The organism is Phyllobacterium sp. SB3, assembly GCF_040009165.1.
Classification (GTDB): Bacteria; Pseudomonadota; Alphaproteobacteria; order Rhizobiales; family Rhizobiaceae; genus Phyllobacterium.
The window spans coordinates 871,237-895,749 of record NZ_JBDYKI010000002.1; the positions used below are offsets into that span (position 1 = coordinate 871,237).

The window sequence follows — 24,513 nt, forward strand, 5'->3', positions numbered from 1 at the left end:
TCGGGTCTCCTATCACGGTTGCTAATATCTGATCTGGGCGACAACATTGCGCAAACTCCGGAATTGAAGGGTTTTTCCTCCAGAAAATCGGACACGTGCAAACACCTGATTGATCTCAGGGGCTCTTGATCGAACGAGTGCTGGATATCGATTTTGCAGCGCATAGCGTGCTACTTTGGCCTCGCCGGTTGCTGTGGCATTGCTCAGGGCATATAAGCTGATCGCAACAGAGCGCATGCTTTTGAAGTGCGAAAGCCCGTTGGCATTCGGAGGGCGAGCACTGGATTTGTTCATCCTGCTCGTCTCACATTCTGGCGAGCTTGTCAGCAAGCAGCGTTTGAAAGATACTCAGTTCCAGCCCTTGATTTAGTGAATATTCCGACCTTGCGGTCTGACTATTATCGTCGATTTTATCGATCGCGATGTCTCTCCGACGAGAAGTGGGAATGAAGTTTTGATCGAAACGAAACCTTCCGTCCTGTGTCAACGGCTTTCCGATCAACTGCAGCAATCATTTGTCCTCGTTTTTCTCCTCCGCTTCGTAAAGGTGAAAGAGTTGATAAGGATAGTAGAGCTCGCAAGCATAGGCAAAGTCTTGAAATATTCGCTTCAATATTCTGAATCTTTTGGGTCTTTTGCTTGTGAAGGGTCGAGCCGATACTTGAAAGGCATCAAGTTGGTCGACGAGTAGTCCGTCGATTGCTACGATCCGAAGGTTTGCACGTCTTCCTTGATCTGTCATTTTGAACCTCGCCTGACCTCAGTGCGGCAGAGATAACAATGGCAAGCTTCCAGGCGATTACGTCGTGTCGGATCTTGGTTTCAGTTGCAACGCTGTGCTCGGATTGTGGATAGTCGAGTTCAGGTCGTTGTCGTCGACGGTATTTTCGGGACTGTATTCCGGACAGCTTTTTCTGATTTGTATTCGCCAGAGATGGCGCCCAATGAGACGCTGGCTCCTTCATCCATTTGAGCGGATACGGCGCTGATTTAGCTCTGCGACAACTCAAAGCCGTATGAGCCGCCGGGTATTGACGTAGTGCTGGACCAGTCGTTTCTCAGCTCCAAAGGGGTGTAACTCCCAGCCTTCGTGACTGAATCCGACGATGCATACAGTTGACGATTTATAGCTTTGAAGAACTGTTTCAATGACAATCATTCCGCTACTCGGCACCACATAGGGCGAGGGCCCGAAAGGATCGAGTGCGGCCTCAACATCGTCTTGAAATGCCTTTCCTATGATTATGCATCGTTTTCCGGTCAGTACACAAAAATCCTCGAAAGCCGCTGTGCGGTCGTCGCAGAAGTCCTCCAATTCGGGATGGGTGGTGGCGAGTACCGGCTTCAAAGAGCGCATCTTCTTGGGATCTCTGACACACCATATCTCGGCAGCCTGATTGACGGGGTGGAGTTGCCGCCACTTTTTGGATGCAAGCATCGACTTGGCCGGGCGTCCGGTGTTGCAGACGGCAACCACGTCGGTCCGGTTGCTTCCGCCTTGCACTGATCGGCAGTCATTGAAGCGAATGACAAGGTCGGCTCTATCTATCGTCAATGACAGGGCACGATCTACGGGACCATTCCCCACAATGACGATAGTTTGCGGAAAGAAACAAAAGGTATGTAAGAAATTGCTGCCCAAAGTGCGCTTGTCCATAGGATTGCCTCGCATCGCAAAGTTATGCCAGGTAAACGTGGAACCGTTCGCCCGGCGTCGATTTGGGCACGCTCGTGTCAAATGGATACGCGGTAATTACGAAAACACGCGAGACGGATTTCATTCGTAATATGACATCACCACTGCTCAGAACCGGAATTTTTTAAATGAAGAACAATCCGAATGACGATTGTGGCAAAGTATCTTGCTGCGGATGAGTTCCAATCGGATACATAAGGCATAAGGCGAGCCGTCGTAGTTGTTGAATAGACGAAACCGCATATCGGTGCGGTTCTTTGGCCGACCGCCTCACCTGACTTGAGAAATGTTCAGATTGCGGTCCCGACCCTTTCCGAACGACAATACTCAAAGCATGCGGCGTCAGCACGTATGCCCTTGCCAAATTTTCAGTGTGCGTTCGGGCTCTCAAACCCTCATCGTTCGTCTAAACTAGCGTATAGTCTGGAGATGTTCTTGTCGTGCCCCATAAGGGATCGAATGGAATCCGGAGGTTACCGTCAGACCTGGACCACGGTCCCAGTTCAGGCCACGTGCGCACCTACCCGGTGCGCTTGTGGTTTTAGCGGTAATTGAGGTGCTTCCGGCGATTATTATGGCGTCCGTACCTCACAGCATAATTTATGGAACCTCGTGAGATACCAATATCCGCAAGGCAGCGATCGTCCAAACTTGAGAGATGCTTTGCATCGCGCGCAGCCTTTAGTTTAAACTGAACCCGATGTAGCAGTGCGGGAAGACTACTCGGCAGCCACCATGGACGCCGTCGCGTAGGCTCGTTGGGGGAATACTTCGACAGTAAGAAAAGTTCGTCCATTCCAAACTCCATGTCTTTGACAACAGCCATCTCGTGGTGTCAGACGCAGGTTTGTATTCATCAGTTGCGATCTTATGTCGAAGTTGAAGATTCCTGTTTGAAATGAAATCGTGGCCGCACGCTTTGAAATACTGCAACCAGGCTAAGGCGGGCACCGGCCAGTTCACTCACGCGTACTGCCAACCAGAGCATGCTCGTTAGTGACATGGGTATTGCGCCAATACATTGGTAATCGATGATTGATCAATTCGCCGGTTTGCAAATGTAATCAAAGCCCGCTTCCTTAAAATCGAAGGGACACATAGCGTGCTGTTAAATGGCTTCTGCAGGTACGGCTCTTCAGTTTTCCCCAAAAGGCCCCAGACAGAGCATTGGTACTCATCTTCTCGAATAGAATACTATGAGGAAGCCCAAATGCATGACAGCTTGACGCTATCAGAAAAGGTTTTTGATGTTATTGTTTGTGGATCAGGTACATCGGGCTCGGTTGTTGCGCGCCGCCTGTCAGACGACCCGGATATTCACGTGCTTCTGTTGGAAGCAGGGGCCATGCAATATTCCGATGCCTTGCGCGATGCCGGTCGATGGCCTGAAGCACTTGGCGGCCCCGAAGATTGGGCATTTCCATCCGAGCCCGACCGTGGATTGAATGGGCGCTCCCTCACCATGTCAATGGGAAAGACCGTGGGTGGGAGTTCCAGTATTAATGCGATGATCTGGGCTCGCGGTCATCAGCGGGATTGGGATTATTTCGCTGACGAAGCGGGGGATTCTGCTTGGGGTTATCAAGCCATTTCGGATGTCTATGGAATGGTTGAGGATTATAAAGGCATATCTGACATGCCGCGCGGTAAAGGTGGACTGGTTACAGTATGGCAGCCTCGAAACCCCCATCCTGTCGCTAAAGCTCTTGTAGAGTCTGCCGCAACCCTGGGGATACCGTCTTTTGTCAATCCAAACGGACAGATGATGACTGCGAAGAACGGCTGTGCCATCTCGGATGTGCGTGCAAATGGCCAACAACGAATGACAATTTTCGATTCTTATCTCCGGCCGATTTTAACTCGAAAGAATCTTAGCATTGTAACGGGCGCTGAAGTCCAACGCTTGATTATGGATGGAAGTAGGGCCGTCGGTGTTCAAGTTGTAGTTGACGGTGAACAAAGAACCTTCAAGGCATCGCTCCAAATTGTTCTTTCAACCGGGGCCATAAATACCCCGGGCATCCTGATGCATTCAGGGATAGGAAGAGCGGAGGATCTCAAGCGCCTTGGGATTCCAGTGGTTCAGGATCTCCCAGGTGTAGGAGAAAACCTGCAGGATCATATTTGCTTTCCAACAATCTGGGAGTTCGACCATCCTATGCCAGCGCAGGGAAATGGAAGCGAGGCAACGCTATATATCACGAGTGATGCAAACCGGGTTTCACCTGATATCCTTATGTGCCAAGCAGAGTTTCCTGTATGCAGCCCGGAAATTGCGCAAAAGGGTATTCCCGAGCATGGATGGTCATTGGTTGCGGGTCTGGCACAGCCAAAGAGCAGAGGTCGCGTAAGGCTGCGCAGCGCTAATCCGGGCGACCCTGTTGCGATTCACTTGAATGCTTTGTCTGATCCGGACGATCTTGATATTGCCAGGACCGCGGTTGAGTTAAGCCGCGACATTGGAGCGGCTTACCCTTTGCGGGACTTGAATAAACGGGAATGCTATCCGGGAAGGACGTACGGGGCGGATTTGGACTTATTCCTAAAAGAAAGTGCCGTGCCCTTCTGGCATCAGACGTGCACGGCAAAGATGGGGCGTGATGCCATGTCTGTCGTGGACAACAATCTCAAAGTATATGGCATTGAAAATTTGACCATCGCTGATGGCTCCGTTCTTCCGCGGATTACATCCGGTAATACCATGGCTCCATGTGTGATTATCGGCGAACGTGCCTCGCATATTCTGAGACAGCAATTTTACGATGCGCCGGCGGTGCAGTTTAAAGGTTAAACTTTGCGGATCGGTTAATCGCGGAAGATGTTCAGCAGCAATTCTTTATCGAGGCTGTCTGTGTATTGGCTTACGAGTGAAACACAATTGCGAAAATCTGCAACAGGCGTGAAACCCGGCCGTTTGAAATTGCCGGTGCTGACGACAGTCTATCTGTAAATGCCTTCATAGGAACCAAGCGCGGAGATGCATAATGCCCAAAACAAAAGTTTGGCTCATAACCGGCGCATCGCGTGGGTTCGGGAAGATCTGGGCAGAGGCCGCGCTTGCAAGAGGCGACCATGTTATTGCTGCTGTTCGCAATGTCGCCGCAATGTCGTCCCTTCAAAAAGAATATGGCGAACAGGTTCTGCCGGTTCCGCTGGATATCCGGGATAGAGGGAATGCTTTCGATGCCGTAAGACGTGGCCAACAGCGCTTCGGCAGGATCGATGTGCTGATAAACAACGCTGGGTTCGGGCTCATCGGTGCTGTGGAGGAAGTGGACGAAACTGACGTGCGGGCCCTGTTCGATACAATGTATTTGGTTCGCTTTGGGTCACGCAGGCAACACTTCCAATAATGCGGAACCAGGGCTCAGGTCATATTATTTCGGTATCCAGTATCAGTGGTTTGGTTGGTCAGCCCACGATTGGGCTCTACAACGCTTCAAAATGGGCGCTGGAAGGCATGATGGAAGCTCTTTCGGAGGAGCTGATCGGGCTGGGCGTAAAAGTTACAATTGTCGAACCGTCTGTCTACGCGACGGACTTTGCATCTCCTGCCTCGTTGAGGCAATCCAAACCGATTGACGCATATGACGACGCACGTACGCATCTTCACAGGCTGCTGGACGCCGACAAAATAAATGATCCGCAGTCAACCGCAGAAGTCATCCTCGCGCTTGTTGACAAAAAACGACCGCCTCTTCGCCTGCTGCTTGGGGAGACATCGCTTCGTTTGGCCGTGCGATCCTACAGCGCAAAGCTGCTGTCCTGGGCGAGTACGTAAGTGTACTTTGCTAATCTATAGTGGAGCGGAGAGTGTTGATCAAAGGCCCGGCGTGGATGTGCTGCACGAAGCACAGCGTCGCAATGCATTTGAAACGATACTTTACTGACCTGAAACGCAATAGGGTTGCCGCAATGGTTTCATCGGCCCGGAATTTGATGAGAGGCAAAAGCAGACATGAGAATTGTATTTTGCGGAAATGCGTTCTCCGACATGCCTGAATACTTGGTACAGGCGCTTGGCGGCGACCACGAAGTTCTTGTTTGGGATGGCAATCTTGAACGTATGCCCACTAATATCGACGTCCTTATACCCCGTGCGATACGTATCGGTGCGGCGGAAATGGAGCGTGGCTGCGTCAGGTTCATCCAGCAGTTCGGCGTCGGATTAGATGTCGTCGATATTGCAGCGGCGCAGGCTCGCGGCATTCCCGTTGCGAATGTTCCGGGAACTGGCGCCAATGCGGATTCGGTTGCCGAGCACGCGCTTCTCCTCCTCCTGATGCTTCTCAGGCAAACCAATTCTGCACAACGAAGCATTCGTTCGGGGATTCTCGGTGCACCGACAGGTAGGACTCTAGCAGGGCAGACGGTTTGTCTCTACGGACTTGGTGCTGTTGCCCAGTCTATTGCGAAGCGGATAAAGGCATTTGACGTCAGGCTTGTCGGTTTAACGAGAAATCCAGGTCCCATCAGATCGCGTCAATTCCTTCTGGATCAATGCTACTCCCGCGAAAGGGCGCAAGCGTGTCTTTCTCAAAGCGATATCCTCATGATGTGTGTTCGTCACACGCCTGAAACTACGGGCCTTGTCGGCGAGAAAGAACTAAGATGGTTGCGACCGGGAGCATTGGTTATCAATATTGCGCGGGGAGGGCTGATCCATCGTGAGGGCCTCGAAAAATGCCTCGGGGATCGGCATCTCGGTGGCGTCGGGCTCGATGTATACTGGAGCGAGCCCGTAGATCCTCAAGACCCGCTTTTGCGACTTCCGAACGTTGTCGCAACGCCTCATATTGCGGGGATCACGGATGCTTCGCTGACAGAAATTGCAGAGGTGGTTGCTGCCAATATCGTTCAATTCGAAATTGGCGGTAGACTGCAGCATATAGTGGCATAGGGCATCAGTTGCCGCGTGAGTTCTTGAATCGTCAAACAGAAATCTGATCCTGTCCGGATATTTATGGGCCATTACAGAAGCAACATTCCGAGAGCGCCAGCAGAGAATCTGGACAAAGGTGAGTTGGTTTCCTGGTATTCGATCAGCGATCGTGACCTTCGTACCTATCGCTGCTGCATACATTTTTTCGTTCTGCTCTTATGGCAGCGGTTTCATCCTGTTCGTCTATATCCGGTAGGGTATGCCTTGCCATCCCGTTCGGTTGAAGAGGTTCTTGCAGAGCGTTATGCACCATAGATTTCGAATGTGATACAAATGCGCGAGTCTCATGAAAACTGTAGCCTTTCAGCGCTGGTGGATTTCGAAAAACTTCCTACAATTCTCCATGCCGACGAACCTTCACACCTTCAGTAGTTCGCGATTTGATAAGGGAGAATAAAATGAATTTTCTAGTCGTGGCGCATGACTATACCGAGAAGAGCACTCTTGCCAAACGTGCGGAGCTGCGTACCCGGCACCAGGCTCGCATAAAAGATCTGGCTCGATCAAAAAGCCTCATGAATGGTGGCGTAATCCTCTCGGGTGGCAATCCGATTGGTTCTGCCTTTCTCTTCGAGCTCCCGGATCGCTCATCTCTCGATGCCGTCCTCGCAGCCGACCCATACATGGCCGGAGGCGTATGGGAGCGAATTGAGGTCTATGATTTGGCAATACCCAACCCGGCAGGCATGACCTCTCGATAGTATTCAGGGAAGAAGCATGTCCGTCGGATTGTCCGGTGAAGCTTGAAGCATGCGACGTCGGTCCGGTTGTCCAGCTCCCTTACGGCTGTCGGTAGAATGATGGCACCACTTTGACCCCGGCCGGTATTTGCTCCCACAGAGTGTGTGCCTGACCGAAGGTCAGAAGTCGGCCATAAAGTGATCTGGACGGCGCGGAGTGAATATAAGCAGCTTTACGCGCGGGAGTACTCGCGGGGCCGGTCACTACATACGAAACATACTTCCGAATTCTTGAAATCGTGCGGTGGTTCCACTTATGCAGCATACATATCGGTTTGCTGATACCCAGAAGCAGCCGAGCCATTTCCTCTAGAGAAATAATTCTGGGCAGAATAGTCCATATGCGATAGGGTATCACTATGGCGAGAGCAAAAGAATTTGACCGTGACGCCGCCCTGAACGCTGCTGTGCAAGTATTTGCAGAGCAGGGCTATGCTGGAGCTTCCACGGGTCGCGAGTGTCTTGTTTGGACTTGTCGTCTGTCATGTCAGCGGCTCCTTTGGTGATTGACCTTAAAACTAGCAATAAGCCAGTTTCGTTCCATGCTGATGGAAGAAGTGCTTTTTTGAAAAAATAGCCGGACCAAAGTGGCCCGGCTTTCAATTTTGAAGGTTGAGAAACCTTCAGAGGGGAACAACCGATACCGAGGGGGAAAAGATATCGGTCGCCCGCAATCTAATCAGGTCAGACTGGTGGAATATTCCGATTTCAGACGATCTGGTTGCAGTTGTAATGAAGTTCTGCCCCGTCCCGGCAATTCCTCACCTCCCGCGCTACGGTAGGCGCGTCCAGCGAATTCGACTTATTTTGATCGGTGCAGAGTGAAGCTTGGTTTCCGGGGCACTCGCATTTGCTTCCACGGCTTCCTACCATGGAAAGTTATTGCCAAACTTGGATGGGTGAGCCATCAGCGACCATACGAAAGTATCGTTCCTTAAAGTTTACCTGTTCGCAGACCGTTCCTACACTCTGTCGATTTGCGGCCGAAAAAGTTGGTACGACGTCAGAGTTTCTGGCTACTCGGCCGGATTGGATCATGTAGCCATACAGACCACCCGATTGGCTTAGCATTGCCGAAAGCAGAAAATTCGGACAGGCAGCATTGCATAAAAAGACATAACCGCGCCCAACGTCCTCCCGCATCTCGTTGAATGCCTGGTGACAATCTGAAGCGGTAAAGGTTGCCTTTATGCCATCAAATTCTAAGTCCAGCTGCCATCTATTGTTCTGAATGGGAGTGCATCTAAACAGCGCAGTGCCGCCGGATCTCGACCCTTCGAACGCTACCGAAAACAACTGCAATGTATTCTCCATCTTCGCATCTGCACGCCAATATGCTGGAAACAGCGCATTTTCGCCATGGAAAGCTATTCACCAGGTTTATTCAGCGTCTTGCGCGGCGCCAGCCTGCTGTAATTGCTTCCTTTTCCGAGCAGAACCAACGCTCGCCATATCCAGGTGAAATGTTGGTTTTGAGGTAAAACTCTTGGCCGGGGACGTGATAGATCCGCTCTCCGGTGTTGATGCTTATGTTGCCCTTGATTTGACAAGGACCGGATACGGCGCTCATCACTTTTGAAACACCGGCCTCATCGATCATTGCCCCGGCGCCAAAAGCGCCGGCAGCAGCAACAATGGTCGCGAGCGTCCAACTGTTAAATCCTGTCGCCATACGCGGATCAAAGTCAGATAACTGCCAAACAGTCAAACGGGTTCGACTAACCCGGTAAATCGATGGCTGCGTCGAAGCTTAAAATACGAACAATCAGTCTTACGCGGCGTGGAGAAATGGTCATCTCGTCTGGCTCATAACCAGAAGAATGTCGTTCGAATCCGATCTGCCGCTACCAGTATAAGCAATTGGATTTAGAGCCATTGCCCAGCGTGTTGCCATCTCATAGCCTCTTATGATTCCATTCTGGAACCAGGGGGATAAATTGAAAATAGCATTGGCACTATGTCTATCCGTAGCGATGATGACCGGCGCGTCTGCCATGGGCATTTCGTTTGAATGGGGTCCGACCAAAAAGTGTTTCGACTCCAATACACCACCGATCAAGCTGACAGACGTTCCTGCAGGCACTGCGCAACTCGATGTGAAGATGATCGACACGAACGCAATTGGCTTCAGCCATGGCGGAGGCAAGGTGGCTTATACCGGCCAATCAGCGTTGCCATATGGGGCCGTAAAGTACAAAGGTCCGTGCCCACCTTCAGGAACGCATTACTACTCGATTACCGTGAAGGCACTGGATGCAAGCGGGAAGACGCTCGCAACAGCGAAGGACAAGAAACCTTTCGCCAAGAAATAATGCAATTAGCTACCCAATGTAGGTTTCAAGTCTGGAGACGATGTGCCGCTGGAATAAATCCGCATCCTGAAGCCTTATGCTGTCGCCAGGTGAGATATAAAGGGTCAATCCGGCATCATAGAAGAAAGAGTCATAGCCCAGGTAGGTCCACGTTTCGCCAGGAGAGTGACGGAGCCCGTCATAATCCGTGAATTCTTGCGTCACGACGTATGACTTGCCGACAATCAAATGCCCATAATTCTCTGGGATCACGATTCGCACCTCTCGACCAGCATCGAAACATTAACAGACCAAGGGTTCGCTTCTAAAGCAGTTTGAAAATATAACACACTATGGTCGCCGGATTTCCTTATGCTTCACAAGCCAGAGCCTGCACCTCCTGACATAGTCGACATGTATCACCAGCAATCAGCTGACAAAACAGCGTCGATCTTTCTAGAATCGGTGTCCGATGACCTGAAGCTTAAAGAATACCACTTGTCGATGTCGATTATCTTGCCGTTCGTACGGGCCAACCCCCGAGCCTGCCCGGAAAGGCAAGGGAAGCGAAAATGGTGCAAAGACCTATCCTTTGGGTTTGGTGATGAAAACCCGCCCCGAAATCGCTGATTATGCCGTCAGCGGTATTGGCAGCTGGCGTGAACCGCCGATGACCGCGGCGCAAGAGGGGCTATCTCGCTATTTCTCCTTCGATCTACGAGGAGGCATTTGATGTTCCGGGGCAGGAAAACACGGCAATTGTTATCGCCTGCATGCTGCAGCGCGGGGAAACCATCAATTCGGCGGGCGGATATCTGCGAGCGTTGACGAAAAAGGCAAGGGCCGGGGAGTTCTCCGTCGGGCCAATGCTGATGGCGGCGCTACGCTCGATGGGTTCGCATTCGCAGATGGTGCCGAATTGGCGGAGGAATCATGCAACGCTCCGGACGCCAATGGACGCGAATCGCAGGACAACGCTGCCATCCCGAGGATGAAAAGCTTTGCCGCACATGAAATGCGGGGCTGCTCCACGACCAGTCCAGCTTCCTGGAGCGACAGGCGATCAAACAACAATCCGGGCGGCTCTGCCCAACTTGCGCTCGGCATTGTTGTAGTAGCTGGCTGCTTGCGTCACGGACTTGTGCAGCGATTGTTGCATGGCTTCCACCAGAGGAACGCCGCGGTTGGAGGCCTCGGTCAAATAGCCGGAGCGCAGTCCGTGCGCGGAAAACAACGATGGATCGAGACCGGCCCGTTTGGCACGCGTCTTGACAATGAGATTGACCGATTGCGGCGTCAGCGCCCGGCGATCAAGATTGTCCCATTGATCGATCCGCCGAAAAACGGCCCCGTTTTCGATTCGGGCTGCCTTGATCCATACCGCCAGCGCAAGGACCGGCCGACCAATCAACATGACCTGTTCGTCCTCCCCGGACGAGGTGGTCTTTGTCCTGCCAAGGTGGATGGAAAGGCAGGGGAGAGCAGGGGAGTTCCTGTTTGCCGGATCGGCGAGAACCGGTGGCTCTTCGACAAGATTCTCGATGCGCAGACCGGCGACTTCGGAGCGTCGGCGACCGCCGGAGGCAAAGGCCATCAGCAGCAGCGCACGATCACGGAGGTCAACCAGTCTGTCGCTGTCACAGGTGGCGAGAAGTTTGACGAGCACATCAGCGGTGACGGCCTTTTTGCTCTTTCGCTGGCGGGGGCGGGCGCTGGCGCGAGCAGCCAGCCGCAGGGCACTTTTGAGCGAAGGTGCCGAAAAACAACCCGTCAGGCCGCGCCAGCGCGTCAGAATCGACCAGCTGGTCAGACGCCGGCGCACGGTGCCGGGTGCGTGCGGTCCGGTGCTTCGCAGCATGCCCTGGGCTCGCATCGCAACCGCCACCGCATCCGGCATGCCGTGCCCGGGATTGTTTTCGCGCTCGGCCGGATCCCACAAATGATGGGCGACGAATTTCAGAGCCAGGCTTTCCGGCGCCGGCCAGGGCAGGGCGGAGCCGGTGGCCTGCTGACACCACGCTTCGAGATAGGCCAGATCGGAGGCGAGCGCCCGCAGGGTGTTGTCACCTATACCGGCGCTGGCCACATGCTCGTCGAGGCGGTCGATCGGCAGAATGGCAAAAAGCGATTCCAGTTCCGCCGCGCGCTTCGAAACTGCCCGTCCGGAGGAAGCTCGGTCAATGTTCATGCTCGAGCGGCCCAATGAGGGTGATGCCTTCACTGCGGGCAGCCGTCGCCATTTTCCGGTCCCCGGTCGCCAGCGGCAGTCCTTGTGTCCTGGCAAGCGCGACATAACTCGCATCATATGCGGTCATTGCGTAGCGGGCAGCCAATTCCAGGACAAGCCCGTCGCCTCCGGATCCGGCGTCCTCCAGCGGCAGTCCCCTCAACTGCGTCATCAGCAGAAGAGCCTCGCCTTGTCTGAGCCGTCCCCGTCGCTCGGCCACCAGAAACAGATTACGTGTTTCAAACCAGAACAAGGCCGGAACGAGACCCACCGTTGAGCCTGCATCCGCCAGTAGTCGATCGGCTGCATCATGTTGTTCGTCGGGAAGAAACCAGGCGGCGGCAATGGAAGCATCGAGAACAAAGGACATCAGTAACGCCTTCCTTCATCGCGCCATTGGCGAATTTCGTCCTGGGTTGTGACCGGACGGCCGGCCCGCTGGGCCTTGATTTCGGCGATCAGCGCAGCGACGTCATTGTCGCGGCGGATGCGCGAAAGCCGGGCGACCGGTGTATTGCCGCGTGATATGATCACCTCCTCACCGGCTTCGACTTTTGCCAGGAGATCGGACAGATGAGTTTTGGCTTCGGCGACCTTGACTGTGACGGTCATGATAGATGCTCCGTGGTTGCGTCTCTCGTCCAGGAAACGGTGCAGCGCTTTTCGATTTTGGCACAATGATTAGGCCGTTTCCTCTACATGGTCAAGGCCTAACCATATCACTATTGATAGTAAATATCTATCGATAATAAGCCATCTAATGTGATTTACTTGCTATCTTCGTTTGTGTCCGGTATCTTTTGGGCTGAATTCGCGATCAGGAGCGCGCTGAACATGTCCGAGCCCCAACTTTCCATCCGCAGTGCCAGAGCAAAAGAGCTGGCGCATGCACTTGCCCGCCGGACCGGCATGCCGATGAACAGGCTTGTCGAGCAGGCGCTCGAGCACTATGACAGCGAGCTGCGCCAACAGAAGAACCACCACCCAATCGACGTGGCCTGGGAGCTTGCGGCAGAAGGCAGAGGTACTGTGCCGGTGGATGCCACGTCCGCCCATGACGATCTTTATGACGAGCATGGCCTGCCGCAATGATCGCGATCGATACGTCAATCATTCTGGCCATCACGCTGGAAGAACCGGAAGCCGAGAACTTCAAGTCCGTCCTGCGTCAGGAGGCACTGCTCATCGGATGGCCAACCTTATTTGAAACCCGCATCGTGCTGTCAGCCAAAGGCTTCTCCAACGCCAGTGCGATCGTTGCGCGGCTGTTCGAGGCGCCGAACGTTACGACCGTGTCCTTTGATGGCAAACATTACGCGGCCGCCGAGCGCGCTTACAGTACCTACGGCAAGGGACGTCATCCAGCGGGTCTCAACATGGGTGACTGCTTTTCTTATGCAGTCGCAGCCATCGCCAAGGCGCCGCTACTGTTCAAGGGCAATGATTTCGCCAAAACGGATCTACGGTGTCACCCGGGCTCTGCGGTACCGGCGGGCGATCACTGACGGGCGAGGCCATAAGCCATAAGCAGTCTGCAGCGCTCTGTCCGGTCTAACGCGCGCCGCACAGCTCACCGACCAAGACGTGGCAGCGCTCAAGCATCTGGCACGGCAGAGCGGGGGTCTACAATACCCTTCGGGCACTTGCCTCCGACCTTGCTTACGGATGCGAGGCTATCGAGCAATGAGGCCTGGCTTCTTTGCTCGATCGAGCAGATGCTTGATCGACGAGGCTGTCCAGGTTGCTGATCCCCGCGGTGTGCGCTCGTACATCGCTTCAAGCTGGGCGGCAATGTCACGCAAGGTGAGGTTCGGATGCATGCGGCGACGCTCTTGCCAGGACCCTTTTACAAGTGGGTGTCAAACCTTAACAAAATTGGCAATCTCGGCATGCGTTGCGAACCAAACATCGGGGTGAGTTTTGATGTGCCGAATGAGTTCTTCCAGGATGAATATCCGGGATCGGTATCCGATCACATGGGGGTGCATTGTCAAAAGGAACAGGCCACCGTCGGCATAGGCCCGGTCAAACTCTCTCCTGAAAATATCCAACACCGCGGGCGGCGGAGTATAAGGGCGATGCGCAGCGAACCTGTTCATATTGAAGTAGACCGCATCATCGCGTATCCACTCGACCGGAAGCTCGACAATGCCAGTGGGTTCGCCGTCCTCAAGGATCTCATATGGGTCATCATCAGCCATGAGGGACGAGTCATAGAGCAGGCCGAGTTCGCGCTGGATCTGAAGGGTTACTGCCGAAAAATCCCATGAGGGCGTACGCATCCCAACGGGTCGGATACCGGTGACTCTTTCCAGCACCTCCGCTGCCCGCATGTGCAGGTCGCGCTCGTCTGCCGGAGGGACCTTCGTGTTCAACTCATGGATCCACCCGTGCAGACCAATTTCATGGCCGGCATCGACAACGCGCTGCTGCTCTTCGGGATAGAGCAGAGCAACCACAGCCGGAACAAAGAATGTTGCGGGAATGTTCGCCTGGCGCAACACCTCGAGGATGCGCGGAATTCCGACGCGGTTACCGTACTGGCCCTGCGACATCCGCCCAATGGATTCGCCACCGTCGCGCAATTCGTTGCTTTCGTGGTCGCTGTCAAACGAGAGGGCGACGGCAATCCGCGCGCGGTTCTTCCAAGCTTTGGGCCTTAACGAGCGACCGGCACGAACCTTGTTCACCTTTCGTCTCCACGTTACCTCATCCCATTGCCAAGGTTCCATGAAAGCCTCTCCTCTTTGTCTATTCAGCTGCTACGGGTAGTTCTGGCACGGCTGACAGCAGCCGGCGGGTGTAGTCGTGCTGCGGTTTCGCGTAGATATCGCTTGTCGAACCTTCTTCAACAATCTCGCCCCGATACATGATCGCAACCCGATCGCAGAGGTGTCGGACAACCGAGAGATCGTGCGATATGAAGATCAGTGAAAGGTCGAGTTTTTGACGCAGGCCTATCAGGAGATTGATGATCTGCGCCTGGATCGAAACGTCGAGCGAAGCGACGGGTTCGTCGCAGATAACGACGTCCGGCTGCATGGCCAGGGCCCGTGCTATTGCGACCCGCTGGCGCTGCCCTCCGGAAAACTGGTGAGGGTAGCGTTCTGCAAAATCCGGATCGAGCCCCACGGCTGTCAGCCATTGCACGACATAAGCCACCGCCTCGGACGATTTGACCAGCCCGTGCGCGAGTGGCCCTTCGGCAACGATATCGCCGATCCGCATGCGTCCATTCAATGAAGAGAAAGGATCCTGGAAAATGGTTTGGACAGCAGTGGTGATTTTGCGTGGTACCTTGCCGTCGTTCATCAGCGGCTTTCCTGCGAGCCGGACCATGCCTGATGTTGGAACGTAGATTCCGGCTGCCATACGTCCGAGCGTCGACTTTCCGCTGCCAGACTCACCGACGAGGCCCAGGACTTCACCGCGCTTGAGCGTCAGATTGACAGACCTGACTGCCAGTACCGGTTCTTCCGGTGAGGCAAAACCGGATCTAATGGCGAGCGAGCGCAAAAGCCCTGGCCTCTTGTCGAATTGCTTGCTGACCGCATCAATGACCAGAAAAGGCTGACCAAGCTTCGTCGCATGAGCAGTACGCGATTTGCGTGGCGGCGGCGCACCGTCGAGCCCACCCGCGCCGCGGGCCAGAAGCTGCCCTGGTTCCGACCGTGAGGGCAACGAATTCAGAAGGCGCCTGGTATAGTCATGGCGTGGCGCCGTCAGTACGTCGAGGGTCCGGCCGATCTCGACAATCTTGCCGGTTTGCATCACCGCCACCCGCTGCGAAATAGACGAAACGGTGGCCAGATCATGGCTGATCCAAATCAGGGCAGTTCCGAGCTTGCCAACCAGTTCCCTCATCTCTTGTAGTATCTCGGCTTGAATCGACACGTCGAGAGCAGTCGTCGGCTCGTCGGCGATAATGAGGTTTGGCCTGTGCAGGATGGCAATTGCGATTGCAACGCGCTGACGCATGCCGCCGGAGAATTGATGCGGATAGAAATCAACCTTCCGTTCGGGATCGGCAATGCGCACCTGCGCGAGGGCTGCAATGGCTCGTTCACGCGCTTCCGACGATGATAGTTTTTCGTGTGCTTCCAAAGCCAATCGAATCTGCTTCCCGATCGTGAGTACCGGATTAAGCGTCATCATCGGATCCTGGAAGACCATGGATACCGTCTTGCCCCGGATCTTGCGCAGTTCCTGAACCGGTAGGCCGACGAGTTCGCGACCCTGCAACCTGATCGAACCTTCGACGATCCTTCCGGGTTCGTCGAGCAGCCCGATAATCGAGAATCCGGTGATGCTCTTACCCGAGCCGGATTCACCGACAAGGCCGAGAATCTCACCTTCATCGAGGCTGAATGATATGCCGTCAACGGCCTTCACCAGACGACCGGCCGTCTGGAATTGGGTTTTGAGGTTGGTGATCTCGAGAAGCGGGGCCGTCATCGCTGAAACCTTGGATTGAGTTGGTCGCGGACCTGGTCGCCCACCAGATTAAGCGAGACGATGAAGATGATCAGTGCGATGCCCGGATAAATCGAAATCCAGTAACGACCGGAGAGAAGGTACTGGAAGCCATTTGCGATCAGCATGCCCAGAGACGGCTCGGTCGTAGGCAACCCCACACCGAGGAAGGAAAGTGTCGCCTCCAGGGAGATGGCACTGGCGACCTGCACCGTTGCAACGACGATTATAGGTGGAAAGGCGTTGGGCAGAATGTGGCGACTGACGACGCGCCAGGAACTCAGTGGAATGGACAGGGCAGCCTCCACGTAATCCTTTTGCCGCTCGGCGGCGGCTGCACCATGGGCGGTGCGCGCGAAATAGGCATACTGCGCGAAAATCAAGGCGAGGATGAGCTGGTATTTCCCCTGACCGAGTACGGCCGCAATGACAAAGGCGAGCAGCATTGCGGGGAAAGACAATTGCAGATCAACGATACGCATCACGCTGGTTTCGAAACGTCCACCGATATAGGCAGCACTGCAGCCCGCAATCGCGCCGATCGCAAGCGCGGTACCTGTGGCAATGACGCCCATCTGGAGTGAAATGCGCAGTCCGTAAGCGATTGCCGAAAACAGGTCTCGTCCCTGCGCATCCGTACCAAGCCAATGCACATAGCCGCCCGTGCCTACATAACCCGGCGGGCGGCGGGCATCGCGTAATACAAGATGAGAGAGATCATAGGGATTCTGCGGTGTGATCAAAGGTGCGCACAGCGCGACCAGGACGATGACCAGAACGATAATCGCTGCGATAACCGCCGTGTGGTTACGCGAGAAGTCGCTCCAGAACCGATACAGGAATGTGTCATTGGGCATCACGCACGTCCTGTCCTCAGTCTCGGGTCGAGGAGAAGGTAGGCAAAGTCGACCGCGAGATTGATAAGAATGAAAAGAAAGGCAACAAACATCAGGTAGGCGACCATGACGGGTCGATCGAGCGACGTGATGCTGTCGATGATGAGCTTTCCCAGGCCGGGCCAGGAGAAGATGGTTTCTGTTACAACTGCAAATGCCAGCGTCGACGCGAGTTCCAGCCCGAAAACGGTAACCAGCGGAATGGAGATCAGCCGAAGCACGTGACTGCGCAGGATCGTATACTCCTTCAGGCCGGCGGCACGCGCGAATTTGATCGCGTCGCTCGTCATGACCTCGCGTGTTCCTGCGCGGGCCAGGCGGATCATCAGCGAGAATTTGAAGAGTGCAAGATTAAGCGCAGGGAGAGCGAGATGAGAGATGCCATCGACTGTCAGAAAGCTCCATTGGATTCCAAACAGATTGGCTGTTGCCCCTCGTCCGCCGGCAGGCATGCACCCGCACTGTACGGCAAAGGTCATGATCAGCATCAGCCCGAACCAGAAGGTTGGCACTGAAAAGCCGAGGATTGACAGTGCCATGACGGCTTTGGCCGGTCTGCCATGCGGCCGGTATCCGGCATACATGCCAAGAGGAATGCCGACGAGGCTGGCAAAAAGAACAGCTGTCAATGTCAATTCCAATGTTGCCGGCAAGCGGGAAAGAATAAGTTGGCCAACCGGCATATTATAGACGAATGAACTGCCGAAATCACCGTGCAGAAGGCGCGATGCAAAGGCAATGTACTGGCGCCAGAGCGGTTGGTCGAACCCGTACTGCGCGATGATCGCTGCCCGAATGTCCTGCGTGGCGTCGGGCGAGATCAGTACATCGATCGGATTTCCGATCGCGTAGACCCCACAAAATACCAGCATCGACATGGCGATGATCACGATAACCGCCTGCCATAGCCTCTGAAGAATAAATCCGGTCATTGTTCCCCCCCCTCGATTTTTCGAGTTGTCAGTCCCAGTTGCGCTCGATCAGTTCGCGCGTTTCGCCAACGGCCACGCTCCATATCGCCAGCATGTCGTTATCCGGTCGCTGGAAGAGCCCATGATAATTTCCTTCGCCCAGCATTTCACGTTTGCGGCCCGCGTCCACCCGGGCGAGTCTTGCAAAGTCGATCTCTTGTTTTGCGTGCGAGGGCTGCTCGATCCCGGCCAGCCGGGTCCAGGGGAAGTTTTCCATCCAGGACGCGTGCGAGGCTGCCGGATCCGTCTCCAGCACCTTCGCCATGGTCCTCGGCGCACGCCACCAGTCGTGCAACTTGACCGAGCTGTCCGGATGCATATTCAGCCATTCGGAAATGATCGTCGCTGCCGGCGAATTGCCGCCGTGTCCATTGACGACAAGGATTCGGCGGAAACCTGATCGATGAATGCTGTCAAGCAGATCCCTGACAACACCGATATAGGTTGAAAGACTGAAGGACAGTGTCCCGGGGAACGCAGCAAAAGATGAAGCCAGGCCGTATGGCAACACCGGAAACACCGGTATGCCGATCGGCTCTGCCGCATCAACAGAAATCTTCTCGGCAAGGATCGCGTCAACACACACGCTCAGATAGGCGTGCTGTTCCACGCTGCCGATAGGCAGCAGGCAACGATCATCCGCAGCTGCCTGGGCTTCGACCTGCATCCAGTTCATTTCCGCAATTTTCAATAATGCCTCCTGCGTAGAAATTTCGTGCACAGTGATCTTCTTTTCAGCAACAAAAACCCACTCCCTGCACAAATAATAGTCGCTCTCGTCCCGAGAGGCCTGTCTCCGAGATAAAGTTCCATACGGTACTAAAAAAAGAGATTGACAGTCAATTTACCCAGTGTCAAGTTCCATACGGGACGAACTAAATTTTGGTGAGGATAGAGATGGAACGGCCAATTGCTGATGCGTATCCGTTTTCCGCACTGTTGAGGGAAGGTGGCAAGCGGCGCTTCAATGAGGCCGACGTCGATGATCTCGTGGCCGCAAAGCTATGGAATAATCCATGCTGGTTTTCGTTCAGGATCAATTTCCTGGCTCTGAACTTCAACGTGCCAATCTATCGTTGGATAGAAAAGCAATACGGCATGCAACGGGCCGAATTCGTCGTAATCTACGCTCTTGGCCTGAAGGATGGTCTAACGGCGAGCGCTGTCTGCACATCCTCTGGATTTCCAAAGAATACGATAAGCCGGGCTATTCAAAAACTGCTCGATAAGGATGTCATACAGCGAGAACTCGATCCCGCTGATCTCAGGAGCTTTGTCCTCTGTCTGACGGACGAAGGCAGACGCATCGTTGATGAGTGCATGCAGCCCATGGTCGAAAGAGAACAAGTCATGTTGGCAGGTCTTACGCCTGCAGAGCAACTGATGCTCTCCGAACTGCTCGCAAAAGTCGTCGTAGATTCACCCAATTGGTCAGCACAGATCACACCAGAGGAGCATGAAGAATGACTTTCCTACGTCTTTCAAAGATATTGGCTTTGACCACGACGCTTGCAGCCGGATTTTCTTGCCCGGTGCTGGCCGACGACCTGACGATCGGTGTCCGGGCAGGGCCGCTTTCCATCGACCCGGATTTTACAGCTGCGGGCACGCATGCCGAGGCGATGAAGCACATATTTGATACCCTGATCAAATCGGGAAACAATCTTGAGCTGGAGCCGGGTCTTGCCGAAAGCTGGACTGCGATCGACGACACCACGTGGGAATTCAAGCTCCGCACGGGTGTAAAATTCCATGACGGATCTGATTTCACGGCTGAAGACGTGAAGTTTTCCATCGAGCGCATCCCGCACGTTGCAGGTCCAAATCCGACCACTATCTACGTCCGTCGGGTTGCCGGCACAGAGATAGTCGATGAACATACGATCCGCGTGAGGACAGATGGCCCGGCTCCCACTTTGCCGAACGACTTCATTCGTCTGTTCATCGTGTCTCACAATGCCGCAAAGGATCTGAACTCCCCGGAGGCGGCTTCAGCTGCCTTCAATTCCGGCAAGGCAGCAATCGGCACAGGACCATACAGGTTCGTTTCCTGGACACCGAAGGAAGAACTCGTCCTTGAGCGCTTCGATGATTACTGGGGCGGCAAGGAGCCATGGGACAAGGTGGTTCGCAAGGAGTTGCCGAACGATGCTGCCCGGGTTGCGCAGTTGAAGGCAGGACAGGTTGACCTAATTTCGCGCGTACCGTCCTCCGACGTTCCGACGCTCGAAACAGACTCCAACCTTTCGATCGTAAAGCAGAACAGCGTCTATCTTTTCAATATTTCCTTCGACTTCAGGGACAAGTCGCCACAAATCAGTGCCAAAGATGGAACGCCGCTCGCCAAGAACCCGCTACAGGATCCAAAGGTGCGTGAGGCCATCGATCTCGCAATTGATCGCCTGGCTATCACGGAAGTTGCCATGGAAGGTATGGGCACCGTCCAGTCACAGCTCGTGACGCCCAACATCTTCGGATACAATCCCGATGTAAAGGTTCCGGAACCCGACATTGAAAAGGCGAAGGTGCTGCTTTCGGAGGCCGGCTATCCTGACGGCTTCAAGGTAACCTTCAGCTTTACCAATGACCGTCTTCCGGGCGACAGGGACGTCGGTACGACAATCGTCCAAATGCTGTCTGCCATCAACATCAACGCAGAAGCCAATGCTGTCCCCGGCGCTGTCTTCTTCCCGGCCAATACGCGGGGCGATTACTCGATGACCATGTCCGGATGGGGAACGCTGACAGGCGAATCCAATTACACGCTGTCTTCTTTGGTACACACCTTCGATCCCAAAACGAAGCTGGGTGCATTCAACAATCGCGGTTATTCGAATCCTGCTCTCGACAGATTAATTGAAGCGGCCGGCGTTGAAATGGACACGCAAAAACGCGAACAGGAGCTCAGGGACGCCAATGCGCTGGTTGCTTCTGACCGTCCCAATCTGGGTATTGCCTCGGTCATCACTGCCTGGGGCATGAGCAAGAAGCTGAGCATTGTGCCGCGTTCCGACGAGGACACCCTTGCAATGAATATTCGTCCGGCCAGATAAGGCATTTGATTGTAGCGGCCGGGCTTTTACCCGGCCGCTTTTTCTTTCTGGTTCGAGGAGATGGCAAATGAGTCCGGTTGCGCTTGCAATTCACGGTGGCTGTGGTGTCATGGCCAAGCTTGATTTAGGCGAGCACGAGTGGATCGCCGCACGCCATGTCCTGGCGCAGTCCCTGAGGACAGGTTGGACCATTCTATCGTCTGGGGGATCTGCTCTTGACGCGGTAGAGGCATCTGTCGTTGTTCTTGAAGACTCCCCACATTTCAACGCCGGATATGGCGCAGCGCTGACCACTGCCGGCACACACGAACTGGATGCATCGATCATGGACGGTGCGACGCTTGCAGCCGGTGGCGTCACTGGCGTACGTCGCATCCGCAATCCCGTAAGAGCTGCTCGCGTACTTTTGGAACAGCAAGACGCTGTCCTTCTCTCCGGTGAGGCGGCCGACCGATTCGCCGAGCGGGCAGGGCTGAATATTGTCGAGCCCTCTTACTTTACCACCGAGCGCCGGCTGCGTGCACTGGCGGCCATGAAGGCACACGAGACTGCCGGAACGGTGGCCAAGGCAAGCGAAGCCGAAAAGCATGGCACCGTTGGAGCCGTAGCGCTGGATGAAGCCGGGAACCTCGCGGCCGCTACATCGACTGGCGGTTTCAACAACAAGCCCATCGGTCGCATTGGCGACAGCCCGATCGTCGGGGCAGGGACGTACGCGCGAAATGGCATTTGCGCGGTATCCGGAACGGGAAAAGGCGAGTATTTCATCCGGCATGTGGTTGGTCACGAAGTTGCCAGTCGTATGGCGTACCTGGGAGAAAGCCTCGCGGCCGCAACAAACAAGGTCATCCATCACGACTTGGCTGTAAGAGGAGCCGGGGCAGGGCTTGTCGCAGTTGGAACCGATGGTTCAATCGCGGCGCCCTACAATACGCCCGGTATGTTCAGAGGATGGGTGACACCGCAGGGAGCGTTGTACGTCGGAAGCCACGAAGAGGTATTTCAGGTAAATTGAACCAGGTCGACAAGTTATCGGTGCTCCAGGATGTAACGGGCCCATATGGTGCGCGAGACGAATTCCTGTCGGCAGCAACTGCCCGCAACTTCAGGTGACCGGCACATCCCAAACGACAAAGGACATAGTATGATGTCATCGTCGTACGACCTCGATGCGATGTCTTTCAAGACTTGTAACATCTGTTTCGGCCCACGCAGAGCGAGCTTTCAAGTGACATAGCCGAACATTCCTGCTGCAAATCTACGAGCGTAAGACAACGGCGGTAATCCGTGGATCGCGCGTTCATATCTGTTCAAGGCGGGTATGCGAAGTCAGGTCAGCAATGGACCACCGTTGATTGGTGCACACCGATCATCTGGAATTGCCAGGCGTGCCAAATGACACAAATGCCATCTACTTGCGCACAGGTTAATATCACGTTTGTAATCGGCGAATCCTGACCAAGGAAAACCCGCCGGACATCATTGTGAGTTTGCTGGCCGATTGGTTCCGGGCAAAAATCCCGGAGCGTTCGCAGAGCATTATAGTCTAATCCTTGGCCTTCGCGGGCACTGTATGAACGGGCCGGATGAGGCAATCGATAATACGATCCTGCTCGTCGAGTTCCTCAGCGTGGCGCTGTCCCCATTCACAAAGAGCGAGCATCACGGGCTCAAGGCCCAGACCGAGAGATGTCGCCGCATATTCGACCCGCGGCGGGACTTGACGGAATATCTCCCGGTGGACAAGACCATGCTCTTCCATATCCCGAAGCTGTTGCACCATGACCTTCTGGCTGATCTCCGGCAGTACTTTGGTGAGTTCGGACAAGCGCTTTGGACCGTCTAGCAAATGATAGAGAATGATAGCCTTCCAGCGACCGGAGATCGCCTTCAGGGCCCGTTCGATCGGCAGTATTGGCAGTCGTTTGGTTGGTTTGGCCATAGTTACCATTTGGTCTGTATGGGAGAAAAATGTCTGTAGAGAGAAATTACTTTATACAGATAGGAAGGGGTCGAAGAATAGCAAGCCAAGGTCCCTCAGATGAAATCTGTCCAACTATCGCGCTTTGGCGGTCCGGATTTTCTTGAGCTCGTAGATGTTCCGACGCCTGCGCCGGAGTCTGGCGAGGTTCTGATCAGAGTCCGCGCAGCGGGTGTCAATTTTTTCGAGACTCTGATGCGCCAGGATCGATATGCGGTCACGCCGGATCTTCCTATAGTCTTCGGTGTCGAGGTGGCCGGGACCGTCGAGGTCGTTGGGCCAGGTGTGGACATCGCTCCATATGCGAGAGTTGCCGTGCCGCTTTTCCTTACGCGCGGCAGCGGAGGATATTCAGACTATATTACGGCTAATGCTGACGCGCTCGTCCCGGTGCCGGACAATATCTCGTTCGAGGCAGCCGTCGGGCTGATGGTTCAGGGAATGACCGCGCTTCAGGCCGTTCGGCGGAGTCCTCCAGTTGGAAAGACTGTCCTGATCAACGCCGCTGCAGGCGGAGTAGGAACGCTGCTGATCCAATTGGCGAAGCAAGAAGGAGCGCGGCAGGTCATAGCTGCGGCAAGCACAGCGGAAAAGCTTCACCTTGCGCAGTCGCTCGGCGCCGACATAGGCGTCAATTACTCACAATCAGAATGGGTCAAAGCCGTGCGCCAGGCTACGGGCGGACTCGGGGCGGATGTAATCTATGATTTCGTGGGCGGGTCACTGACGAAGGCTTGCCTGGAGGTTTTGGCTCCTTCTGGAGAACTGCTCTTCGGGGCGCTTGGAAGGGTCGAACTCGATCGCGACGATTTGGAGTCTATGTTTCTTCTCAACAGATCCCTGAAGGGATTGGCACTCATCCCTCTATTGACGCCCGAGATTGTCAGGTCGGACCTCGCGGAGCTTTTTGGGCTTGCAGCGAATGGTCAGATCCGCGTGGTGATCGGCGGCAGCTTTCCACTTTCTCAGGCGAGCGAGGCTCATCGCAAAATCGACGAACGCGCAACAGTTGGGAAGATCGTTCTTCTCCCTTGATCGACCAATACCTTTCCGACACTGTGGCACGCGGAGAGGGAGGGCAGGCCCATCTTCACATCCACCGCCGAATGGGTGATCGCCAAGGTATCGAGGTCGGGACATCTCATAACGCTCGATCTACGACAGTGGAGAACGAGAGAACCTCTCCGCTCGCCAGACTGTTCCAAGAAGGAATGTCAAGTTTCACGGGGGCTGATTGCGTTCG

Annotated in this window: 23 protein-coding genes, 1 tRNA gene and 2 pseudogenes; 13 read left to right on the forward strand and 13 right to left on the reverse strand. The window is 54.5% G+C overall.

What is annotated here, in order from left to right; all coding sequences use genetic code 11:
- Positions 1 to 1,006: 1,006 nt before the first annotated feature.
- Positions 1,007 to 1,657, reverse strand: coding sequence for a Urease operon accessory protein (locus ABKW30_RS10635; RefSeq protein WP_348598861.1), 651 nt, complete (start codon positions 1,655 to 1,657; stop codon positions 1,007 to 1,009).
- Positions 1,658 to 2,906: 1,249 nt separating this feature from the next.
- Here ABKW30_RS10635 and ABKW30_RS10640 point away from each other — a divergent pair.
- From ABKW30_RS10640 to ABKW30_RS10655, 4 genes and pseudogenes are all read left to right on the forward strand, one after another.
- Positions 2,907 to 4,487: a GMC family oxidoreductase gene (locus ABKW30_RS10640; RefSeq protein WP_348598862.1), complete on the forward strand. Its 1,581-nt coding sequence runs from the start codon at positions 2,907 to 2,909 to the stop codon at positions 4,485 to 4,487.
- A gap of 193 nt (positions 4,488 to 4,680) precedes the next feature.
- Positions 4,681 to 5,477, forward strand: a pseudogene (locus ABKW30_RS10645) (SDR family NAD(P)-dependent oxidoreductase).
- A gap of 177 nt (positions 5,478 to 5,654) precedes the next feature.
- The gene (locus tag ABKW30_RS10650; protein WP_348598863.1) at positions 5,655 to 6,596 is read left to right on the forward strand and encodes an NAD(P)-dependent oxidoreductase; all 942 of its coding nucleotides are present in this window, start codon (positions 5,655 to 5,657) and stop codon (positions 6,594 to 6,596) included.
- Positions 6,597 to 7,036: 440 nt separating this feature from the next.
- Positions 7,037 to 7,339, forward strand: coding sequence for a YciI family protein (locus ABKW30_RS10655; protein ID WP_348598864.1), 303 nt, complete (start codon positions 7,037 to 7,039; stop codon positions 7,337 to 7,339).
- A gap of 1,423 nt (positions 7,340 to 8,762) precedes the next feature.
- Here ABKW30_RS10655 and ABKW30_RS10660 read toward each other — a convergent pair.
- A complete protein-coding gene (locus ABKW30_RS10660) occupies positions 8,763 to 9,050 on the reverse strand; it encodes a hypothetical protein (protein WP_348598865.1) in 288 nt (95 codons plus the stop codon).
- A gap of 102 nt (positions 9,051 to 9,152) precedes the next feature.
- Here ABKW30_RS10660 and ABKW30_RS10665 point away from each other — a divergent pair.
- Positions 9,153 to 9,228: transfer RNA gene (locus ABKW30_RS10665), tRNA-Met, on the forward strand.
- 87 nt (positions 9,229 to 9,315) lie between these two features.
- Entirely contained in the window at positions 9,316 to 9,690 is a 375-nt protein-coding gene (locus tag ABKW30_RS10670; RefSeq protein ID WP_348598866.1) for a phospholipid-binding protein, read from the forward strand.
- Between the two features lie 9 nt (positions 9,691 to 9,699).
- Here the strand turns inward: ABKW30_RS10670 and ABKW30_RS10675 are convergent, their stop codons facing one another.
- The gene (locus tag ABKW30_RS10675) at positions 9,700 to 9,942 is read right to left on the reverse strand and encodes a DUF3601 domain-containing protein (RefSeq protein ID WP_348598867.1); all 243 of its coding nucleotides are present in this window, start codon (positions 9,940 to 9,942) and stop codon (positions 9,700 to 9,702) included.
- Positions 9,943 to 10,249: 307 nt separating this feature from the next.
- On the opposite strand from ABKW30_RS10675, the pseudogene repC reads away from it, so the two are divergent.
- A pseudogene (repC, locus tag ABKW30_RS10680) lies at positions 10,250 to 10,580 on the forward strand (replication initiation protein RepC); the annotation flags it as partial.
- Positions 10,581 to 10,732: 152 nt separating this feature from the next.
- Here repC and ABKW30_RS10685 read toward each other — a convergent pair.
- Genes ABKW30_RS10685 through ABKW30_RS10695 form a run of 3 tightly spaced genes read right to left on the reverse strand, consistent with a single transcriptional unit; the run spans position 10,733 to position 12,508 of the window.
- Positions 10,733 to 11,857 (reverse strand): site-specific integrase, encoded by a 1,125-nt coding sequence (locus tag ABKW30_RS10685; RefSeq protein WP_348598868.1) that lies wholly within the window; start codon positions 11,855 to 11,857, stop codon positions 10,733 to 10,735.
- On the reverse strand, positions 11,847 to 12,266 hold the full coding sequence (locus ABKW30_RS10690; protein ID WP_348598869.1) for a type II toxin-antitoxin system VapC family toxin: 420 nt from the start codon (positions 12,264 to 12,266) through the stop codon (positions 11,847 to 11,849). Before ABKW30_RS10690 ends, ABKW30_RS10685 begins: the two co-directional genes overlap by 11 nt.
- Positions 12,266 to 12,508 carry a type II toxin-antitoxin system prevent-host-death family antitoxin gene (locus ABKW30_RS10695; RefSeq protein WP_348598870.1) on the reverse strand — a complete coding sequence of 81 codons (243 nt, stop codon included), beginning with the start codon at positions 12,506 to 12,508 and terminating at the stop codon, positions 12,266 to 12,268. The genes ABKW30_RS10690 and ABKW30_RS10695 overlap by 1 nt, the downstream gene beginning before the upstream one ends.
- Positions 12,509 to 12,730: 222 nt before the next feature.
- On the opposite strand from ABKW30_RS10695, the gene ABKW30_RS10700 reads away from it, so the two are divergent.
- Together ABKW30_RS10700 and ABKW30_RS10705 are read left to right on the forward strand one after the other, a co-directional pair.
- Positions 12,731 to 12,988, forward strand: a complete 258-nt coding sequence (locus tag ABKW30_RS10700) for a type II toxin-antitoxin system VapB family antitoxin (RefSeq protein WP_348598871.1) — start codon at positions 12,731 to 12,733, stop codon at positions 12,986 to 12,988.
- On the forward strand, positions 12,985 to 13,401 hold the full coding sequence (locus ABKW30_RS10705; RefSeq protein WP_348598872.1) for a type II toxin-antitoxin system VapC family toxin: 417 nt from the start codon (positions 12,985 to 12,987) through the stop codon (positions 13,399 to 13,401). Before ABKW30_RS10700 ends, ABKW30_RS10705 begins: the two co-directional genes overlap by 4 nt.
- A 168-nt stretch (positions 13,402 to 13,569) precedes the next feature.
- Here ABKW30_RS10705 and ABKW30_RS10710 read toward each other — a convergent pair whose 3' ends face one another.
- From ABKW30_RS10710 to ABKW30_RS10735, 6 genes are read right to left on the reverse strand one after another with little or no spacing between them, the layout of a single operon-like run.
- A complete protein-coding gene (locus tag ABKW30_RS10710) occupies positions 13,570 to 13,716 on the reverse strand; it encodes a hypothetical protein (protein ID WP_348598873.1) in 147 nt (48 codons plus the stop codon).
- Positions 13,717 to 13,755: 39 nt separating this feature from the next.
- Entirely contained in the window at positions 13,756 to 14,628 is an 873-nt protein-coding gene (locus ABKW30_RS10715; RefSeq protein WP_348598874.1) for a polysaccharide deacetylase, read from the reverse strand.
- Positions 14,629 to 14,647: 19 nt separating this feature from the next.
- Positions 14,648 to 16,351, reverse strand: a complete 1,704-nt coding sequence (locus ABKW30_RS10720; RefSeq protein ID WP_348598875.1) for an ABC transporter ATP-binding protein — start codon at positions 16,349 to 16,351, stop codon at positions 14,648 to 14,650.
- The gene (locus ABKW30_RS10725) at positions 16,348 to 17,226 is read right to left on the reverse strand and encodes an ABC transporter permease (protein ID WP_348598876.1); all 879 of its coding nucleotides are present in this window, start codon (positions 17,224 to 17,226) and stop codon (positions 16,348 to 16,350) included. Before ABKW30_RS10725 ends, ABKW30_RS10720 begins: the two co-directional genes overlap by 4 nt.
- A complete protein-coding gene (locus ABKW30_RS10730) occupies positions 17,226 to 18,197 on the reverse strand; it encodes an ABC transporter permease (RefSeq protein ID WP_348598877.1) in 972 nt (323 codons plus the stop codon). Before ABKW30_RS10730 ends, ABKW30_RS10725 begins: the two co-directional genes overlap by 1 nt.
- A 28-nt stretch (positions 18,198 to 18,225) precedes the next feature.
- A complete protein-coding gene (locus tag ABKW30_RS10735; protein WP_348598878.1) occupies positions 18,226 to 18,927 on the reverse strand; it encodes a creatininase family protein in 702 nt (233 codons plus the stop codon).
- A gap of 206 nt (positions 18,928 to 19,133) precedes the next feature.
- Here ABKW30_RS10735 and ABKW30_RS10740 point away from each other — a divergent pair, with 206 nt between their 5' ends.
- The 3 genes from ABKW30_RS10740 (at position 19,134) to ABKW30_RS10750 (ending at position 22,304) form a co-directional block, all read left to right on the forward strand.
- Complete coding sequence (locus ABKW30_RS10740) at positions 19,134 to 19,703, forward strand: MarR family winged helix-turn-helix transcriptional regulator (RefSeq protein ID WP_348598879.1); 570 nt, start codon at positions 19,134 to 19,136, stop codon at positions 19,701 to 19,703.
- Positions 19,700 to 21,289: an ABC transporter substrate-binding protein gene (locus ABKW30_RS10745; protein WP_348598880.1), complete on the forward strand. Its 1,590-nt coding sequence runs from the start codon at positions 19,700 to 19,702 to the stop codon at positions 21,287 to 21,289. The genes ABKW30_RS10740 and ABKW30_RS10745 overlap by 4 nt, the downstream gene beginning before the upstream one ends.
- A 67-nt stretch (positions 21,290 to 21,356) precedes the next feature.
- Positions 21,357 to 22,304: an isoaspartyl peptidase/L-asparaginase gene (locus tag ABKW30_RS10750; RefSeq protein ID WP_348598881.1), complete on the forward strand. Its 948-nt coding sequence runs from the start codon at positions 21,357 to 21,359 to the stop codon at positions 22,302 to 22,304.
- Between the two features lie 531 nt (positions 22,305 to 22,835).
- Here ABKW30_RS10750 and ABKW30_RS10755 read toward each other — a convergent pair.
- Complete coding sequence (locus ABKW30_RS10755; RefSeq protein ID WP_348598882.1) at positions 22,836 to 23,231, reverse strand: helix-turn-helix domain-containing protein; 396 nt, start codon at positions 23,229 to 23,231, stop codon at positions 22,836 to 22,838.
- A gap of 99 nt (positions 23,232 to 23,330) precedes the next feature.
- On the opposite strand from ABKW30_RS10755, the gene ABKW30_RS10760 reads away from it, so the two are divergent.
- Positions 23,331 to 24,305 (forward strand): zinc-binding dehydrogenase, encoded by a 975-nt coding sequence (locus tag ABKW30_RS10760; RefSeq protein ID WP_348598883.1) that lies wholly within the window; start codon positions 23,331 to 23,333, stop codon positions 24,303 to 24,305.
- The last annotated feature ends 208 nt before the right edge of the window (positions 24,306 to 24,513 follow it).

Excerpts from the sequence above, each read along its gene's own strand:
- ABKW30_RS10635 (WP_348598861.1), bottom strand. The coding sequence starts at position 1,657 with ATGGACAAGCGCACTTTGGGCAGCAATTTCTTACATACCTTTTGTTTC.
- ABKW30_RS10640 (WP_348598862.1), top strand. The coding sequence starts at position 2,907 with ATGCATGACAGCTTGACGCTATCAGAAAAGGTTTTTGATGTTATTGTT.
- ABKW30_RS10650 (WP_348598863.1), top strand. The coding sequence starts at position 5,655 with ATGAGAATTGTATTTTGCGGAAATGCGTTCTCCGACATGCCTGAATAC.
- ABKW30_RS10655 (WP_348598864.1), top strand. The coding sequence starts at position 7,037 with ATGAATTTTCTAGTCGTGGCGCATGACTATACCGAGAAGAGCACTCTT.
- ABKW30_RS10660 (WP_348598865.1), bottom strand. The coding sequence starts at position 9,050 with ATGGCGACAGGATTTAACAGTTGGACGCTCGCGACCATTGTTGCTGCT.
- ABKW30_RS10685 (WP_348598868.1), bottom strand. The coding sequence starts at position 11,857 with ATGAACATTGACCGAGCTTCCTCCGGACGGGCAGTTTCGAAGCGCGCG.
- ABKW30_RS10690 (WP_348598869.1), bottom strand. The coding sequence starts at position 12,266 with ATGTCCTTTGTTCTCGATGCTTCCATTGCCGCCGCCTGGTTTCTTCCC.
- ABKW30_RS10695 (WP_348598870.1), bottom strand. The coding sequence starts at position 12,508 with ATGACCGTCACAGTCAAGGTCGCCGAAGCCAAAACTCATCTGTCCGAT.
- ABKW30_RS10700 (WP_348598871.1), top strand. The coding sequence starts at position 12,731 with ATGTCCGAGCCCCAACTTTCCATCCGCAGTGCCAGAGCAAAAGAGCTG.
- ABKW30_RS10705 (WP_348598872.1), top strand. The coding sequence starts at position 12,985 with ATGATCGCGATCGATACGTCAATCATTCTGGCCATCACGCTGGAAGAA.
- ABKW30_RS10710 (WP_348598873.1), bottom strand. The coding sequence starts at position 13,716 with ATGCATCCGAACCTCACCTTGCGTGACATTGCCGCCCAGCTTGAAGCG.
- ABKW30_RS10715 (WP_348598874.1), bottom strand. The coding sequence starts at position 14,628 with ATGGAACCTTGGCAATGGGATGAGGTAACGTGGAGACGAAAGGTGAAC.
- ABKW30_RS10720 (WP_348598875.1), bottom strand. The coding sequence starts at position 16,351 with ATGACGGCCCCGCTTCTCGAGATCACCAACCTCAAAACCCAATTCCAG.
- ABKW30_RS10725 (WP_348598876.1), bottom strand. The coding sequence starts at position 17,226 with ATGCCCAATGACACATTCCTGTATCGGTTCTGGAGCGACTTCTCGCGT.
- ABKW30_RS10730 (WP_348598877.1), bottom strand. The coding sequence starts at position 18,197 with ATGACCGGATTTATTCTTCAGAGGCTATGGCAGGCGGTTATCGTGATC.
- ABKW30_RS10740 (WP_348598879.1), top strand. The coding sequence starts at position 19,134 with ATGGAACGGCCAATTGCTGATGCGTATCCGTTTTCCGCACTGTTGAGG.
- ABKW30_RS10745 (WP_348598880.1), top strand. The coding sequence starts at position 19,700 with ATGACTTTCCTACGTCTTTCAAAGATATTGGCTTTGACCACGACGCTT.
- ABKW30_RS10750 (WP_348598881.1), top strand. The coding sequence starts at position 21,357 with ATGAGTCCGGTTGCGCTTGCAATTCACGGTGGCTGTGGTGTCATGGCC.
- ABKW30_RS10755 (WP_348598882.1), bottom strand. The coding sequence starts at position 23,231 with ATGGCCAAACCAACCAAACGACTGCCAATACTGCCGATCGAACGGGCC.
- ABKW30_RS10760 (WP_348598883.1), top strand. The coding sequence starts at position 23,331 with ATGAAATCTGTCCAACTATCGCGCTTTGGCGGTCCGGATTTTCTTGAG.